Origin of the sequence: Paraferrimonas sp. SM1919, from assembly GCF_010993985.1 — a bacterium.
Lineage (GTDB): Bacteria > Pseudomonadota > Gammaproteobacteria > Enterobacterales > Shewanellaceae > SM1919.
On record NZ_WINH01000006.1, the window covers coordinates 51,612 to 73,790 of the forward strand.

The 22,179-nt window shown below is 41.8% G+C and carries 19 protein-coding genes; 11 read left to right on the top strand and 8 right to left on the bottom strand.

The window, feature by feature from the left end; all coding sequences use genetic code 11:
• Positions 1 to 174: 174 nt before the first annotated feature.
• Complete coding sequence (rapA, locus tag GFB48_RS05065) at positions 175 to 3,072, top strand: RNA polymerase-associated protein RapA (RefSeq protein WP_163932074.1); 2,898 nt, start codon at positions 175 to 177, stop codon at positions 3,070 to 3,072.
• A 63-nt stretch (positions 3,073 to 3,135) separates the two neighbouring features.
• On the opposite strand, the gene GFB48_RS05070 is transcribed toward rapA, so the two are convergent.
• Complete coding sequence (locus tag GFB48_RS05070) at positions 3,136 to 4,014, bottom strand: TraB/GumN family protein (RefSeq protein ID WP_163932076.1); 879 nt, start codon at positions 4,012 to 4,014, stop codon at positions 3,136 to 3,138.
• Between the two features lie 115 nt (positions 4,015 to 4,129).
• Between GFB48_RS05070 and GFB48_RS05075 the strand changes: the two genes are divergently transcribed.
• Both GFB48_RS05075 and GFB48_RS05080 read left to right on the top strand, forming a co-directional pair.
• Entirely contained in the window at positions 4,130 to 4,561 is a 432-nt protein-coding gene (locus GFB48_RS05075) for a hypothetical protein (protein WP_163932079.1), read from the top strand.
• Positions 4,554 to 4,892, top strand: a complete 339-nt coding sequence (locus GFB48_RS05080; protein ID WP_163932082.1) for a hypothetical protein — start codon at positions 4,554 to 4,556, stop codon at positions 4,890 to 4,892. The genes GFB48_RS05075 and GFB48_RS05080 overlap by 8 nt, the downstream gene beginning before the upstream one ends.
• Positions 4,893 to 4,942: 50 nt before the next feature.
• On the opposite strand, the gene GFB48_RS05085 is transcribed toward GFB48_RS05080, so the two are convergent.
• Genes GFB48_RS05085 through GFB48_RS05100 form a run of 4 tightly spaced genes read right to left on the bottom strand, consistent with a single transcriptional unit; the run spans position 4,943 to position 7,963 of the window.
• Positions 4,943 to 5,575 carry an outer membrane beta-barrel protein gene (locus tag GFB48_RS05085; RefSeq protein WP_163932086.1) on the bottom strand — a complete coding sequence of 211 codons (633 nt, stop codon included), beginning with the start codon at positions 5,573 to 5,575 and terminating at the stop codon, positions 4,943 to 4,945.
• 18 nt (positions 5,576 to 5,593) lie between these two features.
• Complete coding sequence (gene djlA, locus GFB48_RS05090; protein WP_163932089.1) at positions 5,594 to 6,334, bottom strand: co-chaperone DjlA; 741 nt, start codon at positions 6,332 to 6,334, stop codon at positions 5,594 to 5,596.
• On the bottom strand, positions 6,324 to 6,992 hold the full coding sequence (gene murU / locus GFB48_RS05095) for an N-acetylmuramate alpha-1-phosphate uridylyltransferase MurU (protein ID WP_163932093.1): 669 nt from the start codon (positions 6,990 to 6,992) through the stop codon (positions 6,324 to 6,326). Before murU ends, djlA begins: the two co-directional genes overlap by 11 nt.
• Positions 6,980 to 7,963 carry an aminoglycoside phosphotransferase family protein gene (locus tag GFB48_RS05100; protein ID WP_163932095.1) on the bottom strand — a complete coding sequence of 328 codons (984 nt, stop codon included), beginning with the start codon at positions 7,961 to 7,963 and terminating at the stop codon, positions 6,980 to 6,982. The genes murU and GFB48_RS05100 overlap by 13 nt, the downstream gene beginning before the upstream one ends.
• Positions 7,964 to 8,143: 180 nt before the next feature.
• On the opposite strand from GFB48_RS05100, the gene lptD reads away from it, so the two are divergent.
• From lptD to GFB48_RS05135, 7 genes are all read left to right on the top strand, one after another.
• A complete protein-coding gene (gene lptD, locus GFB48_RS05105) occupies positions 8,144 to 10,417 on the top strand; it encodes an LPS assembly protein LptD (RefSeq protein WP_163932113.1) in 2,274 nt (757 codons plus the stop codon).
• A gap of 89 nt (positions 10,418 to 10,506) precedes the next feature.
• Positions 10,507 to 11,802, top strand: coding sequence for a peptidylprolyl isomerase SurA (gene surA, locus GFB48_RS05110; protein WP_163932116.1), 1,296 nt, complete (start codon positions 10,507 to 10,509; stop codon positions 11,800 to 11,802).
• A 5-nt stretch (positions 11,803 to 11,807) separates the two neighbouring features.
• Positions 11,808 to 12,794, top strand: coding sequence for a 4-hydroxythreonine-4-phosphate dehydrogenase PdxA (gene pdxA, locus GFB48_RS05115; protein WP_163932388.1), 987 nt, complete (start codon positions 11,808 to 11,810; stop codon positions 12,792 to 12,794).
• Positions 12,791 to 13,597: a 16S rRNA (adenine(1518)-N(6)/adenine(1519)-N(6))-dimethyltransferase RsmA gene (rsmA, locus tag GFB48_RS05120; RefSeq protein WP_163932119.1), complete on the top strand. Its 807-nt coding sequence runs from the start codon at positions 12,791 to 12,793 to the stop codon at positions 13,595 to 13,597. Before pdxA ends, rsmA begins: the two co-directional genes overlap by 4 nt.
• The gene (gene apaG, locus GFB48_RS05125) at positions 13,597 to 13,980 is read left to right on the top strand and encodes a Co2+/Mg2+ efflux protein ApaG (RefSeq protein WP_163932121.1); all 384 of its coding nucleotides are present in this window, start codon (positions 13,597 to 13,599) and stop codon (positions 13,978 to 13,980) included. Before rsmA ends, apaG begins: the two co-directional genes overlap by 1 nt.
• Positions 13,980 to 14,792 (top strand): symmetrical bis(5'-nucleosyl)-tetraphosphatase, encoded by an 813-nt coding sequence (locus tag GFB48_RS05130; protein ID WP_163932126.1) that lies wholly within the window; start codon positions 13,980 to 13,982, stop codon positions 14,790 to 14,792. Before apaG ends, GFB48_RS05130 begins: the two co-directional genes overlap by 1 nt.
• A gap of 88 nt (positions 14,793 to 14,880) precedes the next feature.
• A complete protein-coding gene (locus GFB48_RS05135; protein WP_163932129.1) occupies positions 14,881 to 16,911 on the top strand; it encodes a methyl-accepting chemotaxis protein in 2,031 nt (676 codons plus the stop codon).
• Positions 16,912 to 16,986: 75 nt separating this feature from the next.
• On the opposite strand, the gene GFB48_RS05140 is transcribed toward GFB48_RS05135, so the two are convergent.
• From GFB48_RS05140 to GFB48_RS05150, 3 genes are all read right to left on the bottom strand, one after another.
• Positions 16,987 to 17,367, bottom strand: coding sequence for a DUF3718 domain-containing protein (locus tag GFB48_RS05140; RefSeq protein WP_163932132.1), 381 nt, complete (start codon positions 17,365 to 17,367; stop codon positions 16,987 to 16,989).
• Positions 17,368 to 17,475: 108 nt separating this feature from the next.
• On the bottom strand, positions 17,476 to 17,958 hold the full coding sequence (gene folA / locus GFB48_RS05145; protein ID WP_163932134.1) for a type 3 dihydrofolate reductase: 483 nt from the start codon (positions 17,956 to 17,958) through the stop codon (positions 17,476 to 17,478).
• 119 nt (positions 17,959 to 18,077) lie between these two features.
• Complete coding sequence (locus tag GFB48_RS05150; RefSeq protein ID WP_163932137.1) at positions 18,078 to 21,581, bottom strand: indolepyruvate ferredoxin oxidoreductase family protein; 3,504 nt, start codon at positions 21,579 to 21,581, stop codon at positions 18,078 to 18,080.
• 138 nt (positions 21,582 to 21,719) lie between these two features.
• Between GFB48_RS05150 and GFB48_RS05155 the strand changes: the two genes are divergently transcribed.
• Positions 21,720 to 22,178, top strand: coding sequence for an Lrp/AsnC family transcriptional regulator (locus GFB48_RS05155; protein ID WP_163932140.1), 459 nt, complete (start codon positions 21,720 to 21,722; stop codon positions 22,176 to 22,178).
• The last annotated feature ends 1 nt before the right edge of the window (position 22,179 follow it).

Consider the following 22,179-nt stretch of genomic DNA (forward strand, 5'->3'; position numbering starts at 1 on the left):
TCAATGCCACCTTAATTATAATTAGCAGTTAAATAATCAAATTCTTTTAACCGATGACAGAACCGTTCGAATTAGACGCTTGATATGTGTTCAATGTGACATAGAATCAAAGTAGCGCTTGGGTTACTATACGCGCCTTTTTCTTCCCAAGAACAGCCACAAAGCGAGATTTTCATGTTATTTGCCCTAGGACAGCGCTGGATCAGCGATACGGAATCAGATTTAGGATTAGGTACCGTCGTCCAAATTGAAGGACGAATGATCACCATACTTTTCCCTGCCACTGGTGAATCAAGAATTTTTGCCCATGAACAGGCACCACTAACCCGAGTGAGATTTAATCCAGGTGATACTGTGCAAGGGCCAGAAAACTGGCACATAGAAGTCAGTGAAGTGACCGAAGATGACAATTTTCTCCTTACCTACAAAGGTAAACGTAGTGATACCGATGAAATAATCGAACTCAGGGAAACACTACTACACCATAATATTCGCTTTAATAAACCCCAAGATAGACTATTCGCAGGTCAAATTGATCGTATCGATCGCTTCAGCATGCGCTATCAGGCACGCCAATTAAAATTTAATACTGACACCTCGGATGTATTGGGTTTGCAAGGGGCTCGAGTTGGTTTAATTCCACACCAATTATGGATTGCACATGAAGTGGGTAAAAGACATGCTCCGCGAGTTTTGTTAGCAGATGAAGTAGGCTTGGGTAAAACCATTGAAGCCGGCATGATCATCCATCAACAATTATTAACTGGCCGCGCTGAACGAGTGTTAATTGTGTTACCTGACTCATTAAGACATCAATGGCTAGTTGAGATGCTTCGCCGTTTTAATCTGCATTTTTCTATTTTTGATGAAGAACGCTGCATAGAAGCCTTTGCAGATGCAGATAATCCATTTGATACTGAGCAATTAGTCATTTGCTCTATGGATTTGCTTCGCAAGAAGAAACGCCTTGAACAAGCCCTTGATGCCGATTGGGATTTATTAGTTGTCGATGAAGCCCATCACCTTGAGTGGCATCCTGAGAAGCCAAGCCGTGGCTATCAAGTGGTTGAGGCATTAGCCGCTGAAATTCCTGGGGTGCTATTACTGACTGCGACCCCTGATCAACTTGGCCATGAAAGCCACTTTGCTCGTTTACGGTTATTAGATCCTGATCGTTTTTATAACTACCAAGATTTCTTGGCAGAAGAACAGGATTACCAGAAAGTTGCCAATGCCGCCAGTGCCATAGAACTCGCAACGGTCGCGGGTAAACAAGCCGATAACCTTAAGCAATTATTAGGTGCTGATGCACAAGTCACTATTGACCAACTTAATAGCGATGATCAACAAGCAGTGATTAGTGCGCAACAATCACTTCTGCAGCAATTGCTTGATCGCCATGGCACCGGTCGAGTGCTTTTCAGAAACTCGCGTGCTTCGGTTGCCGGTTTCCCTAAACGCCTTTTTAACCCTCACCCGTTGGCTTTGCCCAATGAATATAAGACAGCCCAAAAAGTCGCAGCGATGATGGCTGGTCAGCAAAGTGCTGAAATTAAAGCGATGCAAGCGTTAACTCCGGAAAAGGTTTATCAGGACTTCGAAGGAGATAGCTCTAGTTGGTGGCGATTCGACCCCAGGGTGGATTGGTTAATTGACTTTTTAAAAGCACATAAACGTGAAAAAGTGCTCATAATCGCCGCCAAAGCTGAAACTGCGTTAGCCTTAGAAGAAGCATTACGCACCCGCGAAGGGATCGCTACCACGGTATTCCATGAGGGCATGTCAATTATTGAACGTGACCGCGCAGGCGCATATTTCGCCCAAGAAGATGCTGGTGCTCAGGCCCTGATCTGTAGCGAAATTGGTTCTGAAGGGCGTAATTTCCAATTTGCCAGTCAATTAGTACTGTTTGATTTGCCACTTAACCCAGATTTATTAGAACAACGGATTGGTCGTTTAGACCGCATTGGCCAACAAAACAATGTCAATATTCACGCACCATTCTTTGCTGATACCGCCCAACAAACCTTAATGGATTGGTATCATCAAGGCTTAAACAGTTTCTGCCAAACCAGCCCAAGTGGTCATATTATCTATAATGAATTTTCGCAGAGACTGCTTGAGCAACTGTGCTTGCAAGATCAGAGTGGCATTGACAGCTTAATCAGCGAAACGGCTGCACGCCAACAGCAGCTCACTAAGATTATGCAAAATGGTCGAGATAAATTATTAGAATTGAACTCTCATGGTGGCGCTAAAGCACAAGCCCTAACTGAGCGTTTATCCAAACTCGATGGTGATGTTAACTTCATTGCTGCGGTAATTAAGATGTGGGACATTATCGGTGTCGAGCAACAGGACAAAGGTGAAAATGCCATTGTGTTGATCCCTACTGAGCATATGCTGTTCCCAACTTACTCTGGGCTACCTGAGGATGGGATCACTGTCACTTTTGACCGTGAACTGGCACTTTCAAGGGATGATATCGCCTTAATCACCCCCGAGCACCCCATTGTTCTGGCAGGACTTGATTTGATTCTTACCAGTGAGTCTGGATCAACATCAGTAGCGTTATTAAAAAACAAAGCGTTGCCTGCTGGGACCATATTCTTAGAAGCGATGTTTGTTGCAGACGCCTCAGCTCCTAAATCAACACAGTTGTTTAGATACTTACCAGCGACACCAATACGGGTATTACTCGATAAAAACGGCAATGACATTGCGGCTAATATTGATTATCAAAGTTTTGATAATCAGCTAAGTTCCGTAAATCGTCATATGGCAAGTAAACTTGTCAATGCTGCTCAAGTACTCATCCACCCGATGCTGGCGCAAGCTGAAGCGGCCGCGGAGAAACAAATGCAATTGTTGATCAGCACTGCCAAAGATAATATGCATCAAAGCCTCAACGATGAATTACAGCGTTTAACTGCACTGAAACAGGTGAACCCTAATATTCGTCAATCGGAACTGGATCACATCGCTAAACAAATTACCCAATTAGACAGCTTAATTGACGGTGCTAAACTGCAATTAGATGCGTTAAGGGTAGTAATGGTGAGTCATAACTAACTGAAACAATAGAAATGATAAAGGGAGCGGTGGCTCCCTTTATCATTTAAGATAACTTTTAAACTACAGCTGGCTAACCTTAAAGCCTGCCTGTATAAGTTGATTAAGCACACCATGCTCGCCGTTAAGGTGTAGCGTACCCACCACCACAAACTCAGTAATATCGTTGTTGTTAAGAGTGACCAACTGTTTCATCCAATTATTATTACGATCAACAATCAATACTTTTTGAAGCAATGGGAAATCTTGCTCCATCTTAGTCATCATTTCATGGCCAGTGAAAGCTTCAATATCGCCACTGCGCCAAGCGGTTTTCATAAATTTAATCAGTTCTGGCAAAGTCGTTAAATCTTCCATGGTGTAATTAATGAATAAATTGGGTTCAATTTCCCCCATGGATTCTAAAAAGGACACCTGCTGGTCAAAGGTTTCCAATTGCCCTATTGGCTTACCATCTGCCATCGCTTTGTCACTGTAATGTTTATCAACACCAAACTGCGGCATCATGCCAAAGCGTTGATATTCAGTTACTGTTACCACTAAGCCAACCGCCCACGGCTGTAAAGCTGCAAAGTTTTCAATGGGTAATTGCCTCGAGGCTAAAAAAGCCTGCAACTTTTGGTAGGTTTCACCACCTAACGATTGCTGCAGAGTCTGCCCGGTTTTAGACATCATCGCCATCATCAGCTTTTGCTGAGCTGCAGGGGTTTCTGATGCGGCGATATCCGTTTCGAATATGAGCTTATCTGAGTCTTTATAGGCTTTATCAAATTCACTCGGTAATGGGTAGTCACTTTCCTTGAGTAGGTGGATAGTACCGCCAACATAAAAATATTTGCCCCCTTTACTGACTTTCCAAACCGAAGACTTGGCTACAGCTGCAGATGAAAATAGCGCAACGAGAACAATCACCAACAATGATGACAAATATTTGATAGGCATATGCATTCCTTGCTAGTTTAAGTACAGGTATATCTTAAAGACTGGTAAGGTCTTTTGAATAATAATCTTAGCAGGATTAGCACGATCCTGAAGAAAAAACCACCAAGGAAAAGTGATGCTGCGAACCACATTCTTGACTATAGGCTTGCTAATGACTTCATCGGGCTTTGCCTCGGGCACTAGAAGTCTGGATCTTTTTGAAACCGCTATTGAAGCTTTTTACCAAGCCCAACCGCGACATTTAAAAACGGATTCAAGGTACCTTGGAACTACCGATAAATGGCACCTCTTTGGCTTAACTCAAACTGATATTACAGCTGGTATGCCATGGAGTCATACCTACGGCATAAAAATAGCAATAGCTGAGCTAGTTATTATTAATGGCTGGCAACTGGACTTAACCGATCCTAAGCACATCCCCTATATAGCAGACTGTCCTAGAATCAAAAAATTGCCTAAGCGAGAGAATATTGCACACTACAGAGTACTAAAAGAAGAGCGCCATAATCAATGTATAGAGTACTTACAAGGAAATAATCATGAATGATGAGAACATCAACATTGGCGACAACGACTTTTTAGGATCGTTAATTTGCTACTCTTGCCAACAACACAATCGCTGCAGCTATGATGACAAACATATATTTTCTAATGATCATACACTCAAAGCGTTAATTTTTGCCAATGGCCGCATTGAAGTAGCAGATCTTGAAGGTAATCCCGCCGATGCCATAGTGCAGTTTCAACACCAGCTGCTTTCAATCACCCCCGAAGTGGCGCATAATTTTGGTCAAGGAATTGCTGTAAAAATAGGATTTAGGCTGCTGGAGTGTTCGTCCTGTGGCAGCCAAGAATTTACTATGGAAGAGACAGAATAAGCCTAGATTAATAAGAAACAGTCATAAATTTGACTGTTTCCTTTTGCCAATTAAAAGCCCACAGAAATACCAAAATTGGCTTGGCCTTGAAAGATTGCCTTGCCATCGACTTGCCAAGAACATTGAATCTCCGGGTCACAGAAAATTAATTCTTCATTTTCAAGTAACACAGCATAGCCAACTAAGCCTAAATTTAATCTTAAATGTTCACCGATTCTGTATTCTGAGCCGACGCCTATAGACAGCGAGGGCTGAGTTTCGCTGCCGTAGCCTTCTGATAAAGTTAACCGACTGGCACCAATACTGGCACTGACATAAGGATAAAAGTTACCACTTGGGTAATAGGCGGTACCACCTAAATGATAATGATCCATTTGTAATTCAAGTGGAGCAGTAGCTTCTCCTGTCACCTCAATATCACTTTTACGAGTGTCAAACAGAAGGTATACAGAACCAGGGTCTTGTGTATACCAACCGATCTTCCCCCCAAAACTATTGCCTGATTTAAAGCTTAATTCTGATTTATCAAAAATGAGCTTACCAAAGCTATCTGTAGCGGTTGTTGCTTCGGCCACCCTTAAGTGACTAGCAAATGAGTATCCAGAATACCCTTCAATAAACACCTGCGACCAACAATTAAAGCCGAGACTGAGCAACATTATTGTTATTAATCGTTTTTTCATAACTTCCCTGTAATTACTTTATTTAAGGCAATCGTAAGCCAATTGAATATCTTGTGCCTTTTCTTTGGCTAGATTTATTGCTTCTTGAGGTAAACCTTTAGCCACTAATTTATCTGGATGATGTTTAGCCATGGCTTTTCGATAAGCTCTTTTTATGGTTTTGGCATCGGCGTCGGTGCTGACCCCTAAAATCTTTCTGGCATCAGATTGAGTCATCTTGCTGCCACCACCTTGATGACTTCGATAATGGGCTTTGGTTTGTTCTAATAAATTATCTATTTCACTCTGACTGAAGCTAAGGTACTGGCCAATTTTATAAAGAATGGTCACTTCAGAAGCATCAAGCTTACCATCATTTAACGCCATTTGAACTTGTACTTCAACAAACATCTGCCTGACATCACGTCTACCAATGGTATTGTTACGTAATGTCTTTATCACTTTTGCCAGTTCAAAATCCGCAGCCTTGCCATCTGTAAAAGCCTGTTGTGCAGACCGCCTTGCTTCGGTATTAAGCTCTAATTTATCCATTAAAGCCACCGCGAGATTAATATCCGAACGAGTGACGACACCACTTGCTTTAGCGATATGCCCTAAAACTGAAAAAGTGGCGTAAAGAAAAGCATTCTGCTTTTGCAATGCGGGTTGATGCCTCTGCAAATCGTACCAATGCCCAATGACTAACCCGATAAGAGCGCCGAAAATTCGGCCCAAAGCAAACCCAATTAAAGCTCCCCAGAGCTTGCCTTTAATTGCCATGATTTCGCTCTCTTTTATTGACCTGTTGTAACCGTTCTAGCGTACCCACATCACACCAATAATGCTCTAGCTTTGAAACCTTAATCAATTGCTTATCAACATGCGGCCACCACAAGCTTGGTAGCCTAAAAGCCCCTTGGGGACTGCCATCAAATAGACTTGGATGATAAATACCAATACCACTAAAAGTCAGCTTTTCACCCACAGAACACAGAAAGCCATCATTCTGGCTTAAGTCACCTTCTGGGTTGAATTCAGGATTATCAATACAAAAAAGGTGAGCCAACTGCCCCACTTGCAATGGCGGTAAATCATCAAAGTTCCAGTCACAAAAAACATCACCGTTGACAACAATAAAAGGCTCATCTCCTAATAAAGGCAGAGCATTTTTAATTCCCCCTCCTGTTTCTAGGGCCTCGGACTCAGGACTGTAATGCACAGTCGCACCAAATTGACTTCCATCACCCAAAACTTGCTCAATTTTTTCGCCTAACCAAGCATGATTGATAACGATGTCTGTGATCCCTTGTTTAACCAACTTTTCAATATGATGCACAATTAATGGTTGTCCCTGCACCTCAACTAAGGGCTTAGGTATTGAATCAGTTATTGGCCTTAATCTTTGGCCCCTGCCAGCGGCTAAAATCATTGCCCGCATTGATCTCTCCAACTCGGTAACACCTGACTCTCTAGCACTTCTGTTATAAATGGTAACCGATACTTATCGGCAATCTCGACAAGATAATTAAGGGTAGCCTCAACATCTTTTAAATAACCTGATTTTCCATCTCTCAAATTAAGCCTACAGAAAATTCCAGCAGCTTTTAGATGCCTTTGGGCTCCCATTAGGTCAAACCAACGTTCAAATTGGCTATATTCCACTCCCTGCAAATCTAATTGCTGATAGAAATCAGATAATAACTTGGCACGCACTTGTTGTGGGCAATTGATATAGCAATCTTTGAGTAAGGATACCAAATCATAAGTTATTGGCCCTATCAGAGCACCTTGGAAATCAATAACAGCTAGCTCATCATTGTTGACCATCAAATTGCGACTATGAAAATCTCGGTGAATACCCACTTGAGGTTGAGCTAATGCAGAGCTAATTAAAATATCTTTAAGCTGCTGCCATGCCGCTAAAGATTGTTCAGTAAACTCAAACGCTAAGGTCCGCTGTAACAGCCACTCATTAAATATTTCTAATTCAGCATCGAGCAATTGGTGATTGTAACTGTCCAGAGAACCCAGCTCCGTTACACAAATCCTATTAATTTTAGGCAATATATTCAGAGCTTTACGATACCAATGGGGCATGGACTCTGGCGTTAAGTAATTAAACAGCAATTGATCACCTAAATCTTTCTGCCACATAAAACCCAATTCAAAATCGGCCTTTATAACCTCAGAAGCATTGATCTGTTGCTGTTGATAGGCATTTGCTAGAGCGCAGAACAAACGGCTATCTTCCGTATCCACAGGAGCATCAACAGCTATATAACTGCAGTTATCATGGGAAAAGCGAAAATATCGTCTGAAACTTGCATCACCACTCACTACTTCAAGCTGTGGCTTTTTTCCTATAAAGCTGGCTAACCAAGTAGCCAGCGCATCAATTCTAGGATCCAAAATAAAAATCCTTTAATGGTCGAAACTTAAAAATTGTTTTATCATATCTTAACTAAGGCAAAAAGGATCCTTTTAGGATATCTATATTAACTGCTAAAATAACTGATTAACATTAATCTATTATTTTAAGGCGACTCTTAGCAGTAAAGCCACCAGATTTATGGACAAATAATTACTCTAATGCATAACCGCACAACTCTTTTTACTGGTTTACTTTTCCTTAGCAGCCTGTCTTCGTTTGCTGCTGAAACCAATCAGTGCCAAATTCTCCCACCTGTTGCAACCATTAGCTATGATGCAAATCTCGCTGATGAGCAGCAGATAAAAATAAGCTCTGATAAAAGCGCTGCAATTGCAGATCGGCTCGCCCAATTTAAAGGTAAGGTTAAAATTAACCAAGGTCTTAGACAAATCTCAGCAGACCAAGCTCAAATTGATCACCTCAACCAAGAACTCAAAGCAAACGGATCTTTGGTATTCCAAGACCATATGTTTACCATTACCGCTGAAGATCTAAGGGCAAGCTTACAGAATAAGCAAGCTAATCTGTCTGAAGCTAAGTACTGGATTAATGGTCAACAATTACATGGTTCAGCTGAACAATTGGAGCTCAATGAGAATAATGATCTTATTCTCAACCAAGCTGATTTTACCACTTGTCCTGATAATGACTTGGCCTGGATTTTAAAAGCAAGAGAAATTAAATTAGATTCTAAAGAACAGTGGGGGGCAATTAAAGGCGCTAAATTAGAACTCTATGGTGTCCCAATTTTCTACATGCCTTATATGACTGTACCGATTTCTAATAAACGTAAATCTGGTTTTCTGTTTCCTAAATTTGGTACCAGTACTACCAAGGGGGTGGAATTAGGCTTACCTTATTACTGGAATATTTCCCCCCAATATGATGCCACTATCACCCCACACTATATGTCCAATAGGGGCTTACATTTAAAGACTGAATTTAGGTACTTAGCTGGTGAGGCTCAGTTAGGGCAATTTAACATAGAATATTTAGATGCTGATCAGAAGCTGTTGGGTAAACCAGAGAGATACCTGTACCATTGGCAACATGCTGGCAAAATAAATGATAATTGGCGTATTCACGCTAACTATACTGACATTTCTGATAACAATTATTTCAATGACTTACGATCAGATGTAAATCGCTCAACCTCCAATCAACTCTATCGTGTTGGTGAGGTAGATTATTTCCAGGAAAACTGGAATTTCTCTGCGAAAGTACAAGACATTAAGGTGCTAGGAGTAACAGAATCTCCCTATCAGGTATTACCTCAACTTAACTTTAATTATCGCCAAGATAATTTCTATTCATTAATAGATTTCAAATTTAATAGTGAGTTGACCCAGTTTAGTCATCAAAACAAACTGTATAACTCTGCGACTCGGCTGCATCTAGAGCCAAGTTTAACTTTGCCTCTGCACAGCCCCCAAGGATCGTTACTTAGTGAAGTAAAACTAATGCAAACTTTCTATAACCAAAGCGCGGGGGTAAATCCTGATACTGGATTAACTGATCTGACTCGGTCTGTTGACCGTTTTATTCCACAAGTTAAAGTTCATGGAAAACTCAATCTTGAGAGAGATTCAAACTTGTTTGGTGCGAACTTCAGGCAAACCCTAGAGCCACAAATACAGTACCTTTTTGTTGATGATGTTGATCAATCAAATATTGGTATTTATGACACCTCTTTGCTCTATCAAGATTTTGACGGTTTATTCAGAGATCGCAGCTTTTCTGGGTTAGATAGAATTGCCGCGGCTAATCAATTCACTTTAGGCTTAACATCACGCTTTTTCGATAGCGCTAATATTGAGAAGAGTCGTTTTAGCCTTGGTCAGATCTTTTATTTAGATCAAAATACAAACAATCTGTTTAAGAATGTAACGAGCCAAACAGGCCGTTCGGCACTCGCTGCTGAAGTTGATCTGCACTTAACTAAAGACTGGGTGTTCAGCTCAGCGATGCAATATGATACTGATAATGAATCCACAAAGCGCTCTGAGGTGACATTAGACTACCGTCCAGGTACCGATAAGCTTATGCAAATGTCTTATCGTTATGTTCCTGATTTAGCTAAAGAGGCTGATATTGCCCAAGCGGGTCTCAGAACCGTTTGGCCAATAAATGATAAAGTGAATTTTGTCGGTAATTTTTATTACGACTTGAATGAGCGCCGCAGCGTCGAAACTTATACCGGCTTTCAGTATGAGACCTGTTGCTGGTCTATTCGCTTAGCATACCACCGCCACATTAAAACCAATTATGCTGACCAAAATTTACCCCCAATTGAGCAAAGAGATTTGTTTGAAGAAGGAGTATCATTAAGCTTTAGTATTAAAGGCTTAGGCGGTAGCAATCGCAACAGCATAGACGATATGCTTAATGAAGGCTTATTTAATTATCGTCGACCTTTGTATTTAAAAAATTAAACCTCTATAGTGCTTGCTGAACTATAGGCAAAATATTGAGTCATAAACTGATAATGCACATAGAAAACGTATCAAATAGGATTTATTGGATGAAGCCGTTTAAACATTTATTACTCGCAGCAACACTGATTAGTGGCAACTTATATGCCGCTCCTGTGTTAGATCGTATTGCCGTACAAGTAGATAACGGAGTCATTTTACAAAGCGATATCGACAATATGGTTGCTGAAATCAAGCGTTCAGCACAGGCTAATAAGCAACAATTACCTTCTGATAATGCCTTGAATGTGCAGGTCACCGAACGTCTAGTATTGACGCAATTGCAATTGCAAATGGCAGAAAGAATGGGCTTACAAATTGGTGACTTGCAACTTGATCAAGCTATCGAGAATATTGCCCGTGAGCAAGGATTAACACTTAATCAAATGCGAGAGCAAATTGAAGCAAGTGGTATGAATTATGCCTCTTATCGTGAGAAGGTGCGTGAAGAAATTACCATTGGTGAAGTTCAACGCATTAATGTCCGCCGTCGTATTCAGATCACTCCTCAAGAAATGAATTCTTTGGTTGAATTGATCAAAGAGCAAGGCATGCAAAATACCGCTTTTCATATTGGTCATATCCTAATTGAAGCGAGTTCAAACTCTTCCAGCGAAGAATTAGAAGCTTCCAAGAAACGAGCAGAAAAAACCTTAGAAGTACTAAAGGATGGAGGAGACTTCCGTCGCACGGCGATAGCCGCGTCTTCAGGCCCTAAAGCCCTCGAAGGAGGTGATTGGGGTTATATGAATGCCAATGAAATGCCGACCTTATTCGCAGAAGTTGCTAATACCGCCAAAAAAGGCGATATTATCGGTCCTATCAAAAGTGCTGCAGGCTTTCACATCATCACTATCTTTGATATAAAGGGACAAGAAATTCAAGAGATTAGTGAGTCAAATGCTCGCCATATCTTACTCAAACCTTCTCCAATTCTTTCTGAAGACAGAGCCAAGCAAATGCTAGAGGGCTTTTTGGTTCAGATAAATAACGGTGAAGCCAAATTTGAAGAGCTTGCAAAAAAATACTCTGAAGATCCTGGTAGCGCTTTAAAAGGTGGGGAACTCGGTTGGGCTGATCCCAACATATATGTGCCAGCCTTTAAAGATGCTATGGCCCAATTAGAAATTAACGGTATTTCTAAACCGTTCCGTTCCAGTCATGGTTGGCATATCGTACAAATTATTGATCGCCGTACCAGTGACGCTACAGACAAATTTAATACCGATAGAGCTTATCAACTTATTTATCGACGTAAATTTAATGATGAACTACAAAGCTGGCTCAGTGAAATACGCAGCGAAGCATACGTCGAAGAAATCAGCCCGTTAAAAAGACGCGGCTAGGAGATATTGTGACATTTAGGATTGCGATTACCCCTGGGGAACCCGCTGGTATTGGTCCAGACCTTACTGTAAAACTAGCTCAACAGGCATGGCCAGTTGAGCTGGTCGTTTGTGCCGATCCAAAACTGTTAGCTCAACGAGCTAAAAAGTTAGGATTGCCTTTACAATTGAGACCCTACCAACCCACACAGCCGCCACAGCCTCAAGAAGCCTGCACCTTAACTATTGCTCCATTTGCACTGAGTGTGGAATCTATTTGTGGCCAATTAGATGATCGCAATAGTGCTTACGTAGTGGAAACGCTTACCTTTGCAGGTGAGAAAAATATGGTTGGTGACTTCGACGCTGTGGTCACAGGTCCAGTTCATAAAGGCATCATCAATAAAGCCGGAATTTCATTTAGTGGTCATACTGAATTCTTTGCCCATCAAGCCGGTTGCAATGATGTGGTGATGCTACTGGCTAACGATATCATGCAAGTTGCACTGGTAACGACCCATATTCCTTTGGCCTACATCTCAAAAGCTATCACTCGTGAACGATTACATAAAATTATTGGTATACTTCACAGTGAACTAGTAGAAAAATTTGGTATCGACAAACCTAAAATCTATGTGTGTGGATTAAACCCCCATGCAGGTGAAGATGGTCATTTAGGCACTGAAGAAATTCAAGTGATCACTCCAGCACTTAATGAGCTAAGGGAACAGGGGCTTGATCTTGTTGGGCCATTACCAGCTGATACCATTTTTCAACCCAAATATTTGCAGGAAGCAGACGTGGTGTTAGCCATGTATCACGACCAAGGACTACCAGTATTAAAATCGCAAGGTTTTGGTAATTCGGTCAATATTACCCTAGGTCTGCCCTACATTCGTACTTCTGTCGACCATGGCACTGCTCTTGAACTGGCAGGTACTGGAGAAGCGGACCTTGGCAGCTTTGTATGCGCTCTAAACCGCGCGATTGAATTAGCAGAAAAAAGCCAATGAGTAACAATGTACACTTAGGCCATACCGCTCGTAAGCGTTTTGGTCAAAACTTTTTGACCGATGAAGGTATTATCGGTCGTATCGTCGCTGCTATTGCTCCTTCGAATGATTATACTTGTGTCGAAATTGGACCTGGTCTTGGTGCGATTACTGAGCCCGTTGCCGCATTAATAGATACATTAAACGTGGTAGAGCTGGATAAAGATCTCGTCGAGCGCTTACAGTCTCACCCAACCCTAAGCCATAAGTTAAAGATCAACCAAGGGGATGCCCTCAAGTTTGATTTTGGTTCATTAGTAGAACCAGGCAAGCAAATGAAAGTTTTCGGCAACTTACCCTATAACATTTCGACCCCTTTAATGTTCCATTTGTTTGATTATGCTGAGCATATTCACTCAATGCACTTCATGCTACAAAAAGAAGTGGTACTAAGATTATCGGCTTCTCCTGGTACCAAAGCTTATGGAAAATTAACGGTAATGGCCCAGTATCATTGCCAAGTGGTTCCTGTTATTGCAGTCCCGCCAGGCTCATTTGTGCCACCACCAAAAGTTGATTCTGCGGTTGTGCGTTTGGTGCCACACAAAGTTAATCCCCATCCATGTCAGGATTTAGGCACCCTAAACCATGTGGTCAGTAACGCTTTTAACATGCGTAGAAAAACCTTGCGCAACAACTTAAAAAAACTCTTCAGTGATGAAGAATTCGCCAGCTTGAATATTGATGCGACTAAACGACCAGAAGATATCAGCGTTGAGCAATATGTGGCTTTAGCAAACCTTTATTTAACAAAGGATAAATAATGGCTCGCGTTCTGGCTGACAACATAAAAATAGAGGTTAAAACTCAATTTATTGAACAACAAAGTCAGCCAGAAAATGGCCGTTACGTTTTTGCTTATAACATCACGATAACGAACAATAATCCTAGTAATATAAAACTCATTGAGCGTAGTTGGCTAATCCAAGAAAGTAATGGCAAGCAACAACAAGTGTCTGGGCCGGGAGTCGTCGGTAAAACGCCGACTTTAACTGCTAACCAAAGTTTTAGTTATCAATCAGGTGCCATCGTCTCTTGTGACACTGCCACGATGCAAGGCTTTTATTTGTTTACAGACGCTTCAGGTCATCAATTTAAAGTTAGCATTCCCCCTTTCGTACTGGCAACCCCAAGGGTAATACATTAATGGCGCAATATGTCGTTGGTGATATTCAAGGTTGCTATAAAGAACTTCAAAAACTCCTTAGCAAAGTTGATTTTAATCCTTCGAGAGATGAGCTTTGGTGCGTGGGTGACTTAGTTGCTCGCGGTCCAGATTCGTTGAAAACGTTGGCGTTCTTATATCAATTGGAAGGCTCTGCTAAAGTCGTTTTAGGTAATCATGATCTTCATCTTTTAGCTGTTGCCCATGGCCTTAAAAAAGCAAACCCCAAAGATAAGCTCAATAAACTGCTCAATGATTCTCGTCTACCAATCTATCTGCAATGGTTAAGGCAGCAACCCTTGTTGCGCCACTCACAAAAGCACAATATTGTTATGACCCACGCTGGCATTCCACCAGCTTGGGACCTTGCGAACGCAAAGACTCATGCACAAAGGGTTGAACAACAATTGCAAAGCAGTGATTACTTGCAGCTGCTGAGCAACATGTACAGTAAACAACCTAAGTATTACTGTGCCGATCTCTCGCCACAACAGAGCCTGAGGTATACGATCAATGCACTCACCCGCATGCGATTTGTAGACATTAACGGCGGCTTAGACTTCGAGTACAAACACTCACCATATAATCAAACCGTGGCGGGCTTAATGCCATGGTTTGTCCATCCCCAACAAAAAACACAACAAACCATTATATTTGGGCACTGGGCTGCACTAATGGGCAGAACCGATAATCCAGATTATATCGCCTTAGATACTGGCTGTGTTTGGGGTAATTACCTGACTTTACTCGATCTGCAAACTAAGCAAGTTATTCATCAAAAATCATTGACTTAACAGCCTGTTAATTACCAACATAAATTAAACAATTGCAGAAAAATGACGCTATAAACTATAGCTTATTTTATTGTTAAGGAAGAAGTTCATGAGGCTAAAACTCACTGTAGCCGTTAGAATTATTGCCGGTTTTGCGGCGATAGCATTGATGCTATTAATATCAGGGATAGTATCACTATCAAATATCAGCACCATTGAAAGCGGTACCCAACAAATACAAAACTCTTCCTTACCTGCACTTAAATCAAGCACCCAATTAATGACTCAATTGGCCCAGCAGGAAAGGATTAGAGTTGCCGCACAATTTGCAACCACAACAGACAATATCAATATTTTAAAACAACAGCTTACCCTAAGTAGCAGTGCTTTTAATGATTCAAGTAAGCAACTTACCCAGTTAGTCGCTAACCAAGATTCATTAACTGACTTACTTAGCAGTTTAAGTCAATCATCAAAGCAGCAGCAAGAGCACTTACAGCAGTTTTTAGCATTAAAGATGCAAAGCCTAGACAACCTGACGTTTATTGAAGAATCTTCAGAAATGGTGCAAATACTGACAGATCAAGGCAGCAGTCTGCTTATCAGTATAATGAATAATGCTGACAAATTTTCTAATCGTAACTCACAAAAAGCCTATACCCTTAGTGAAGATTTAGATGACAACTTTTTCTCTTTACTGTCTGATAGCCAGGAGATGCTGAGGGTAAAGACTGTTGAAGATTTAGAAGATTACGCCAGCGAAATATTGTTCTTGCTTGAGAGTATCGATTCTAACACTAGCAAATTAGTTGAACTTGATAGTCGAATTGTCACCAGCAATATCAGTAAAGAGCTGGTTGATATAGTCAATAAACTCAACTCACTAGTTGGTGAACAAGGACAAATTAATCAATATAAGCATCAGCAAATTGATTTTAATGCCAAGATCCTTGAGCAAAGTAATAGCATTGGCCAATTAGCAGCATCAAATCAAGTCTTACTGGAAACCTTACAGGCCGAAGTTGAGCTAAATTCGATTACTTTAAATGAAGAGACCTTAGCGTCTGCTGACAGTGCTCGCTTAACCAGTTGGCTGTTTATGTTGCTCGCCATTATTGCTGCTATCGGTATTGCTTATTACATTATTAGTTCGATTCTTCATAAATTAAATGTAATCAATGATGCCTTAGAAGTTTATACCAAAGGTGATTTAAGCTTTAAACTTGAAGATTTAGGGGAAGATGAATTTGGTCATCTTGGTGAAAATATTACTAAATTAATCAATGCTCTAACGAACCTAATTAAAGGCATCCAAGACAGAGCCAATCAGCTCGCCACCGCCGCTGAAGAAACATCGGCCATTACCGCTCAAAGTAGCAGTGGTGTTCAACAGCAAAAATACCAAGTAGAACAAGCGGCTAGTGCAACCACACAACTGAGCTCCAGCGCGCAACAAGTATCCGTTAATGCTAACGATGCCTTAGGTGAAATTAAACAAGCAGATGAGGAAGCCAGTTATGTCCAAGAAATTACTGAGCAAACCAAACTAACTATCCTTTCTCTCGCCGATGAGGTGGCGAAAGCGTCGCTGGTCATTAATACACTCCATGATGATAGCGCAGAAATTGGTAAAATTTTGGATGTGATCAGAGGAATTGCAGAGCAAACTAACTTACTCGCCCTGAATGCTGCAATTGAAGCCGCTCGTGCAGGTGAACAAGGTCGTGGATTTGCTGTTGTAGCCGACGAAGTGAGAAGTTTAGCTTCAAGAACCCAAGCTTCAACTCAAGAAATTCAGCAAATGATTGAAAAATTGCAAACTGGAGCAGAGCAAGCTGTACAAGTAATGGAAGCTGGTCGCCGCTCTGCTGACTCTTGTGTTGAAAAGTCGGAACAGGCAACTACTGCCGTAGAGGCGATCAATAACTCGGTTCATAAAGCTTTCTCAGCTGGCACCCATATTGCTCAAGCTGCGGATGAGCAAAATAAAGTGAGTTCTGAAATATCTGAAAAGCTAGAGCAAATAGCAAGCATTTCCGAAGAGGCCTCTCTTGGCGCTAACCAAACCGAGCAATCGAGTCAACAAGTGGCTCAACTCGCGGAAGAGTTGCAAGCCTCGGTCAAAGAATTCAAACTTTAATCCCCTAAGTGGTCTTATTTTAAAATTAAGTCCATAAAAAAACGAAGCAGTTTAACTGCTTCGTTTTTTTAGGCATTAGAGCTTAGCACTCAATTCCTTATTAATTGGGCTATCACTATAGCCCTTAGCTTCAATCCAAGCTTTTAACGGTTTACCTTCTGGTGTTAAGGCCGCAAGCTCATTACTGGGCATGCGTTTTACTATATATGAACCAACCTCAACTGAGCTCTCAGTAAAAGCAAATTCTAAAAGACTTTGGCCATTACACTGAAATTTAGAATAGATGTTTTTTAGTTTAATTCGGTTAGAGCGTAAGGTTTTATGTAACCTTTTTTTATTATCTAGTTTAATATCGTTACAGATACTCAAAGCAAGATCATCTGTCGCTTTTGCTTCACTTGGAAGCATCAAAGCTCCAGCAATCACTATCGCTGCTAAGGTGCTTATTTTGTGCATTTAAGTTCCTTCATTGCCACTATTAGAATTTAAAATAGAAGGGTAAATGGTTACTTATCTGCACGCTAAAACAACGGCCTAAATAAACCCAGAGCAGCGGATTATCACTTAATCAGCTCGACTGTATTTTACAAACTCATAAGTTAAGCCATCAAGATTAGTGTGCTTTTCAGCCCAAACCTGAGTCCAGCAACCATCATCCCAGTGCGGAAATTGGGTATCACCTTCCACTTCTAAATCGATAAAAGTTAAATAAAGATTGTCGGCTTTTGGCAGCGTTTGCAGGTACAGTTGCCCCCCTCCCATCACCATCAGTTCCTCAGTATCTTTCTCTAACTGGTAGGCTTTCTCAAAGCTATCAACTACCGTTACCCCCTCTGGCTGATAGTCAGGATTTCGGCTAATAACAATGTTGTGCCTACCAGGTAAAGGGCGACCAATACTCTCGAAAGTTTTACGCCCCATCACCACAGGTTTGCCTAAAGTCATCTTTTTGAAGTGCTGCAGATCTTCAGGCAGGTGCCATGGCATTTGGTTATCTTTACCAATCACGCGGTTATGGGCCATAGCGGCAATAAGAGAAATTTGCATAAATGAAGATCCTTTTAAAAATAGTGAGTTTATTCTACTAAAAATAAAAGTTAACAGGTACAAAAAAGCCGAAGCATTTGCTTCGGCTTAAGTTCAATTTAACCAGAACTAGAGCAAGATCAACTTAGCTCCTCAGGGCTGATATGGCCCACAGCTAAATCCTGTTTAGACGCTTTACCTAACTTAAAGTCATCTAACAACTGCTGCCACTTAGGTAACACCTCAGCTAAGGATGCCCGCTTAACGTGGCCATAACCTTTAATACCTTCAGGTAAACCAGCAATCTCAGTAGCTTGTTCTAGGTTATCTTTATTCAATCTTGGTAGTAATTCATCTATGGTTGCCGCATATTCTTCTATCAAGTATCGTTCTTGCTTACGTTCTGCGCTATAGCCAAATATATCAAAGGCAGTGCCGCGTAAACCTTTACACTTAGCCAACAGCTTAAATACGGTTTTGAACCATGGGCCTACGGCGATCTTTTTTGGTGTTTTAGCAGAATCTGAAAACCAATCAAACACGGGCGGCGCTAAGTGATAATTAAGCTTATAGCTACCACTAAATTGCCTTTGTAACTGCTGTTTAAACTCATCACTGCTGTGCAGTCTTGCAACTTCATACTCATCCTTGTAGGCCATTAGTTTAAAGCCATAGCGGGCCACGGCGCGGGTTAATTGTTGTGAATATTGATCCACGCTTTGCTCTGCCACTTGCACTTGCTGAACTAAAGCGAGATAACGCTTGGCATACGCCTCATCTTGGTAATCAGTTAGAAACTTAGCTCGCTTAGCAATAAAGTCATGCAAACTAGGATGCTGAGTATCCTTTTGTTGTTGATTTAATAATTGCAGCGCTTGCTCAGGTTTGGCGCACACATAACGACCTAGGTTAAAGGCTTTTATGTTCTCTTTTACCGCCACGCCATTAAGTTCGATAGCATTATAAATGGAAGTAAAATTAAGGGGGATCATACCCATTTGATAGGCGTAACCCAACATAAAAGTATTGGTTGCTGTCGCCGCGCCTAGGGCTTTTTCGGTTAACTTAGTGGCATCAATGGCTTTTAACTGTTTCGAGCGCACATCGATTAAATCCAACATTTGCGCTGACTCATCTTTAATATTCTTTCCCAAAACAAACATCGACGTTGGCATCACCCTAGTGTTTACTAAGCTTAGGGTTTTATCGCTATTAAGCTTAGATAGACAAGTTGCGTCAACACTTGAAGCCACTAAATCTCCGGCAATAAGTGCATCGGCATTAGCCTCTGAAATACGCACCGCATGCAGCTGTGATTCATGTTTGGCGATGCGAATATGGCTATATACCGAGCCCCCTTTTTGAGCCAAACCTGTTTGATCTAAAGTGGTTACCGCTTTACCTTCAATAAAGGCCGCCATCGACATTAACGCACCAAAGGTCACCACCCCGGTGCCGCCAATACCATTGACCAGTATTCCCCATGGTTTATCTAAATTAATAGGATTAGGTAGGCTTAACGTTTCACCAAGGGCAGTAAAGTCGACATCACTGCCAACGGGCGGGCTAAGCTCGCCCCCCTCTACCGTAACAAACGACGGACAAAACCCTTTTACACAGGAAATATCTTTATTGCAGTTAGTCTGATTAATTTGGCGCTTAACCCCAAACTCGGTTGGCTTAGGTTCGATAGATATGCAGTTAGATTGCACCGAGCAATCGCCGCAGCCCTCACACACTAAATCATTAATAAAAACACGCTTTTTAGGATCTTCAAGCAAGCCTCTTTTGCGCTTACGCCTAAGCTCTGTGGCACAGGCTTGATCGTACAAAATACAAGTAACCCCAGGGATTTCACGCATTTGCTTCTGAATGTCGTCTAGTTCATCCCGGTGTTTTATTTCTATGCCCTGTGGGAACTCAAACTGGCCGCGATATTTATTAATATCATCCATCACGATAACCAGCTTAGTCACCCCTTCTGCCAATACTTGTCTGGCAATCATATCGGGCCTCACTTCGCCATCATGGGGCTGACCACCGGTCATTGCCACCACACCATTGAACAGAATTTTATAGGTAATATTGACCTTAGCAGCGACGGCAGCACGAATCGCTAATACGCCGGAATGGAAGTAAGTGCCGTCCCCTAAATTCACAAACACATGGGGGGTCTTGGTAAAATGGGATTGCCCTACCCAGCTGATGCCCTCACCGCCCATTTGCGAAAAGGTATAGGTTTCTCGCTCCATATTTTGCACTAAATAATGGCAACCAATACCGGCTAAGGCGCGCGAACCTTTAGGTACTTTAGTGGAAGTATTGTGGGGACAGCCAGAGCAATAGAAAGGACTGCGAACGGTGTCAATTTTATTTTGGCAAGCAAGTTGTTTATGTTTTTTGATCGCTTCTAGGCGGGCTAGAATCCCTTGGTCTTGGTAATTATTTGGCAATGCACGCACTAACACATCAGCCACAATCCCTGGTGAGAGCTCGCCATAACTTGGCAGCAAGGGGTTATCTAAGGAGTCTAATTTACCAATAATTTTAGGAAAATGTGGGTCAACTATTTCCACGTTATACAGCTCTTCCTTTAACTGCACCTCCATTAGGCTGCGTTTTTCTTCCACCACAAAAAGATAATCTAAGCCCCTCGCAAACTCACGAATGTTCAGTACATCTAATGGGTAGGTCATGGCTACCTTATAGATTTTTATCCCTAGCTGTTTAGCTTTAGCTTCATCGATACCTAGCTCATCAAGGGCCTGCATTAAATCAAGATGGGCCTTGCCAGCAGAAATAATGCCAAGCTTAGCGTTAGGGTTATCCCATAGGACTTTGTTGAGTTTGTTATGACGGCAAAATGCCAGCGCGGCATAGCGTTTATAACGCCATTGACGCTCTTCTTGGGCCAAAGGCGTGTCGCCAAGACGAATATTGACGCCATCGCTCGGCATCTCAAAATCTTGAGGTTGCTCTATGCTCAGCCGCTCTGGGTCAACATTAATTGTTGCGGCACTATCCATATTTTCACTAAGGGTGATCATGGCTACCCAACAACCGCTAAAGCGGGAGAGCTCAAAGCCATATAAACCAAAATCCAACACCTCTTGCACATCTGCTGGATTCAGAATTGGCATGTGCATATCCACAAAGGCGAATTCACTTTGGCCAGGATAAGAGGAAGATTTACAACCGTGATCATCACCAGCCACCACCAATACCCCTCCCTTAGCAGAGGAACCTGCGGCATTGCCGTGGCGAAAAGCATCCGTTGAGCGGTCGACTCCAGGGGTTTTGCCATACCAGATGCCACACACGCCATCGACGGTCGCCCCCTCAAATAAGTTAACCTGTTGCGAGCCCCATACGGCCGTAGCTGCTAACTCTTCATTTAATCCCGGCTGAAACTTAATATTATGCTGTTCCAGCAAGGTTTGGTTGCGCATTAGGTTGAGATCATAACCCCCCAAAGGGGAGCCCCGATAGCCCGAGATAAAGGCTCCGGTATTTAATCCATTAGCTCTGTCGAGCCGCATTTGATCGATAGGCAAACGAACCAGTGCTTGAATTCCTGACAGCAGCACTCGTCCAGATAAAGTCTGATATTTATGATCTAGGGTAATTTCCTTTACATTGACCATAGTTGTCACCATTGTGGCTATATTGTTCCAAATATGTTACTCCTATTGCCTTAGGAAAATATTGCATACATATCAATATTTACCATCATATTAGGATAGCTGTCCTAATATATTGGCAATAGAGTAAGGAATTGACTTATGACGTTGGATAACTTCGACAAAAAAATACTGCGACAATTGCAGCAAAATGCCGATCTAACTATGGCTGAATTAGGCGACAAAGTCGGGCTTTCTCATACACCTTGCTGGCGTAGGGTAAAACGTTTGCAAGAGCAAGGAATTATTCTAGGAAAGGTCAATTTACTTAACCCCAAGCAGTTAAACCTTAGTGTCTGCGTTTATGCTTACTTAACCATTAAAAGCCATGATGAAGAGTCGTTAAATGCATTTGAAGGGGCGGTGCAGAATATAGAAGAAGTGGTGGAATGTTACTCCACCAGCGGTGATAAGGATTATGTATTAAGGGTCGTGGTGGAAGATGTTGAACACTACGAGCAAATGCTTAAACGCACCCTAATGCATTTACCCAATGTTGACTCCATTCACTCCACCTTTGCCCTTAAACAAATTAAGTACACCACTAGGCTACCAATTTAAA

Excerpts from the sequence above, each read along its gene's own strand:
- GFB48_RS05080 (WP_163932082.1), top strand. The coding sequence starts at position 4,554 with ATGAATGATGAGAACATCAACATTGGCGACAACGACTTTTTAGGATCG.
- murU (WP_163932093.1), bottom strand. The coding sequence starts at position 6,992 with ATGCGGGCAATGATTTTAGCCGCTGGCAGGGGCCAAAGATTAAGGCCA.
- rapA (WP_163932074.1), top strand. The coding sequence starts at position 175 with ATGTTATTTGCCCTAGGACAGCGCTGGATCAGCGATACGGAATCAGAT.
- GFB48_RS05140 (WP_163932132.1), bottom strand. The coding sequence starts at position 17,367 with ATGCACAAAATAAGCACCTTAGCAGCGATAGTGATTGCTGGAGCTTTG.
- GFB48_RS05085 (WP_163932086.1), bottom strand. The coding sequence starts at position 5,575 with ATGAAAAAACGATTAATAACAATAATGTTGCTCAGTCTCGGCTTTAAT.
- folA (WP_163932134.1), bottom strand. The coding sequence starts at position 17,958 with ATGCAAATTTCTCTTATTGCCGCTATGGCCCATAACCGCGTGATTGGT.
- rsmA (WP_163932119.1), top strand. The coding sequence starts at position 12,791 with ATGAGTAACAATGTACACTTAGGCCATACCGCTCGTAAGCGTTTTGGT.
- GFB48_RS05075 (WP_163932079.1), top strand. The coding sequence starts at position 4,130 with ATGCTGCGAACCACATTCTTGACTATAGGCTTGCTAATGACTTCATCG.
- apaG (WP_163932121.1), top strand. The coding sequence starts at position 13,597 with ATGGCTCGCGTTCTGGCTGACAACATAAAAATAGAGGTTAAAACTCAA.
- djlA (WP_163932089.1), bottom strand. The coding sequence starts at position 6,334 with ATGGCAATTAAAGGCAAGCTCTGGGGAGCTTTAATTGGGTTTGCTTTG.
- GFB48_RS05070 (WP_163932076.1), bottom strand. The coding sequence starts at position 4,014 with ATGCCTATCAAATATTTGTCATCATTGTTGGTGATTGTTCTCGTTGCG.
- GFB48_RS05135 (WP_163932129.1), top strand. The coding sequence starts at position 14,881 with ATGAGGCTAAAACTCACTGTAGCCGTTAGAATTATTGCCGGTTTTGCG.
- GFB48_RS05155 (WP_163932140.1), top strand. The coding sequence starts at position 21,720 with ATGACGTTGGATAACTTCGACAAAAAAATACTGCGACAATTGCAGCAA.
- lptD (WP_163932113.1), top strand. The coding sequence starts at position 8,144 with ATGCATAACCGCACAACTCTTTTTACTGGTTTACTTTTCCTTAGCAGC.
- GFB48_RS05150 (WP_163932137.1), bottom strand. The coding sequence starts at position 21,581 with ATGGTCAATGTAAAGGAAATTACCCTAGATCATAAATATCAGACTTTA.
- surA (WP_163932116.1), top strand. The coding sequence starts at position 10,507 with ATGAAGCCGTTTAAACATTTATTACTCGCAGCAACACTGATTAGTGGC.
- GFB48_RS05130 (WP_163932126.1), top strand. The coding sequence starts at position 13,980 with ATGGCGCAATATGTCGTTGGTGATATTCAAGGTTGCTATAAAGAACTT.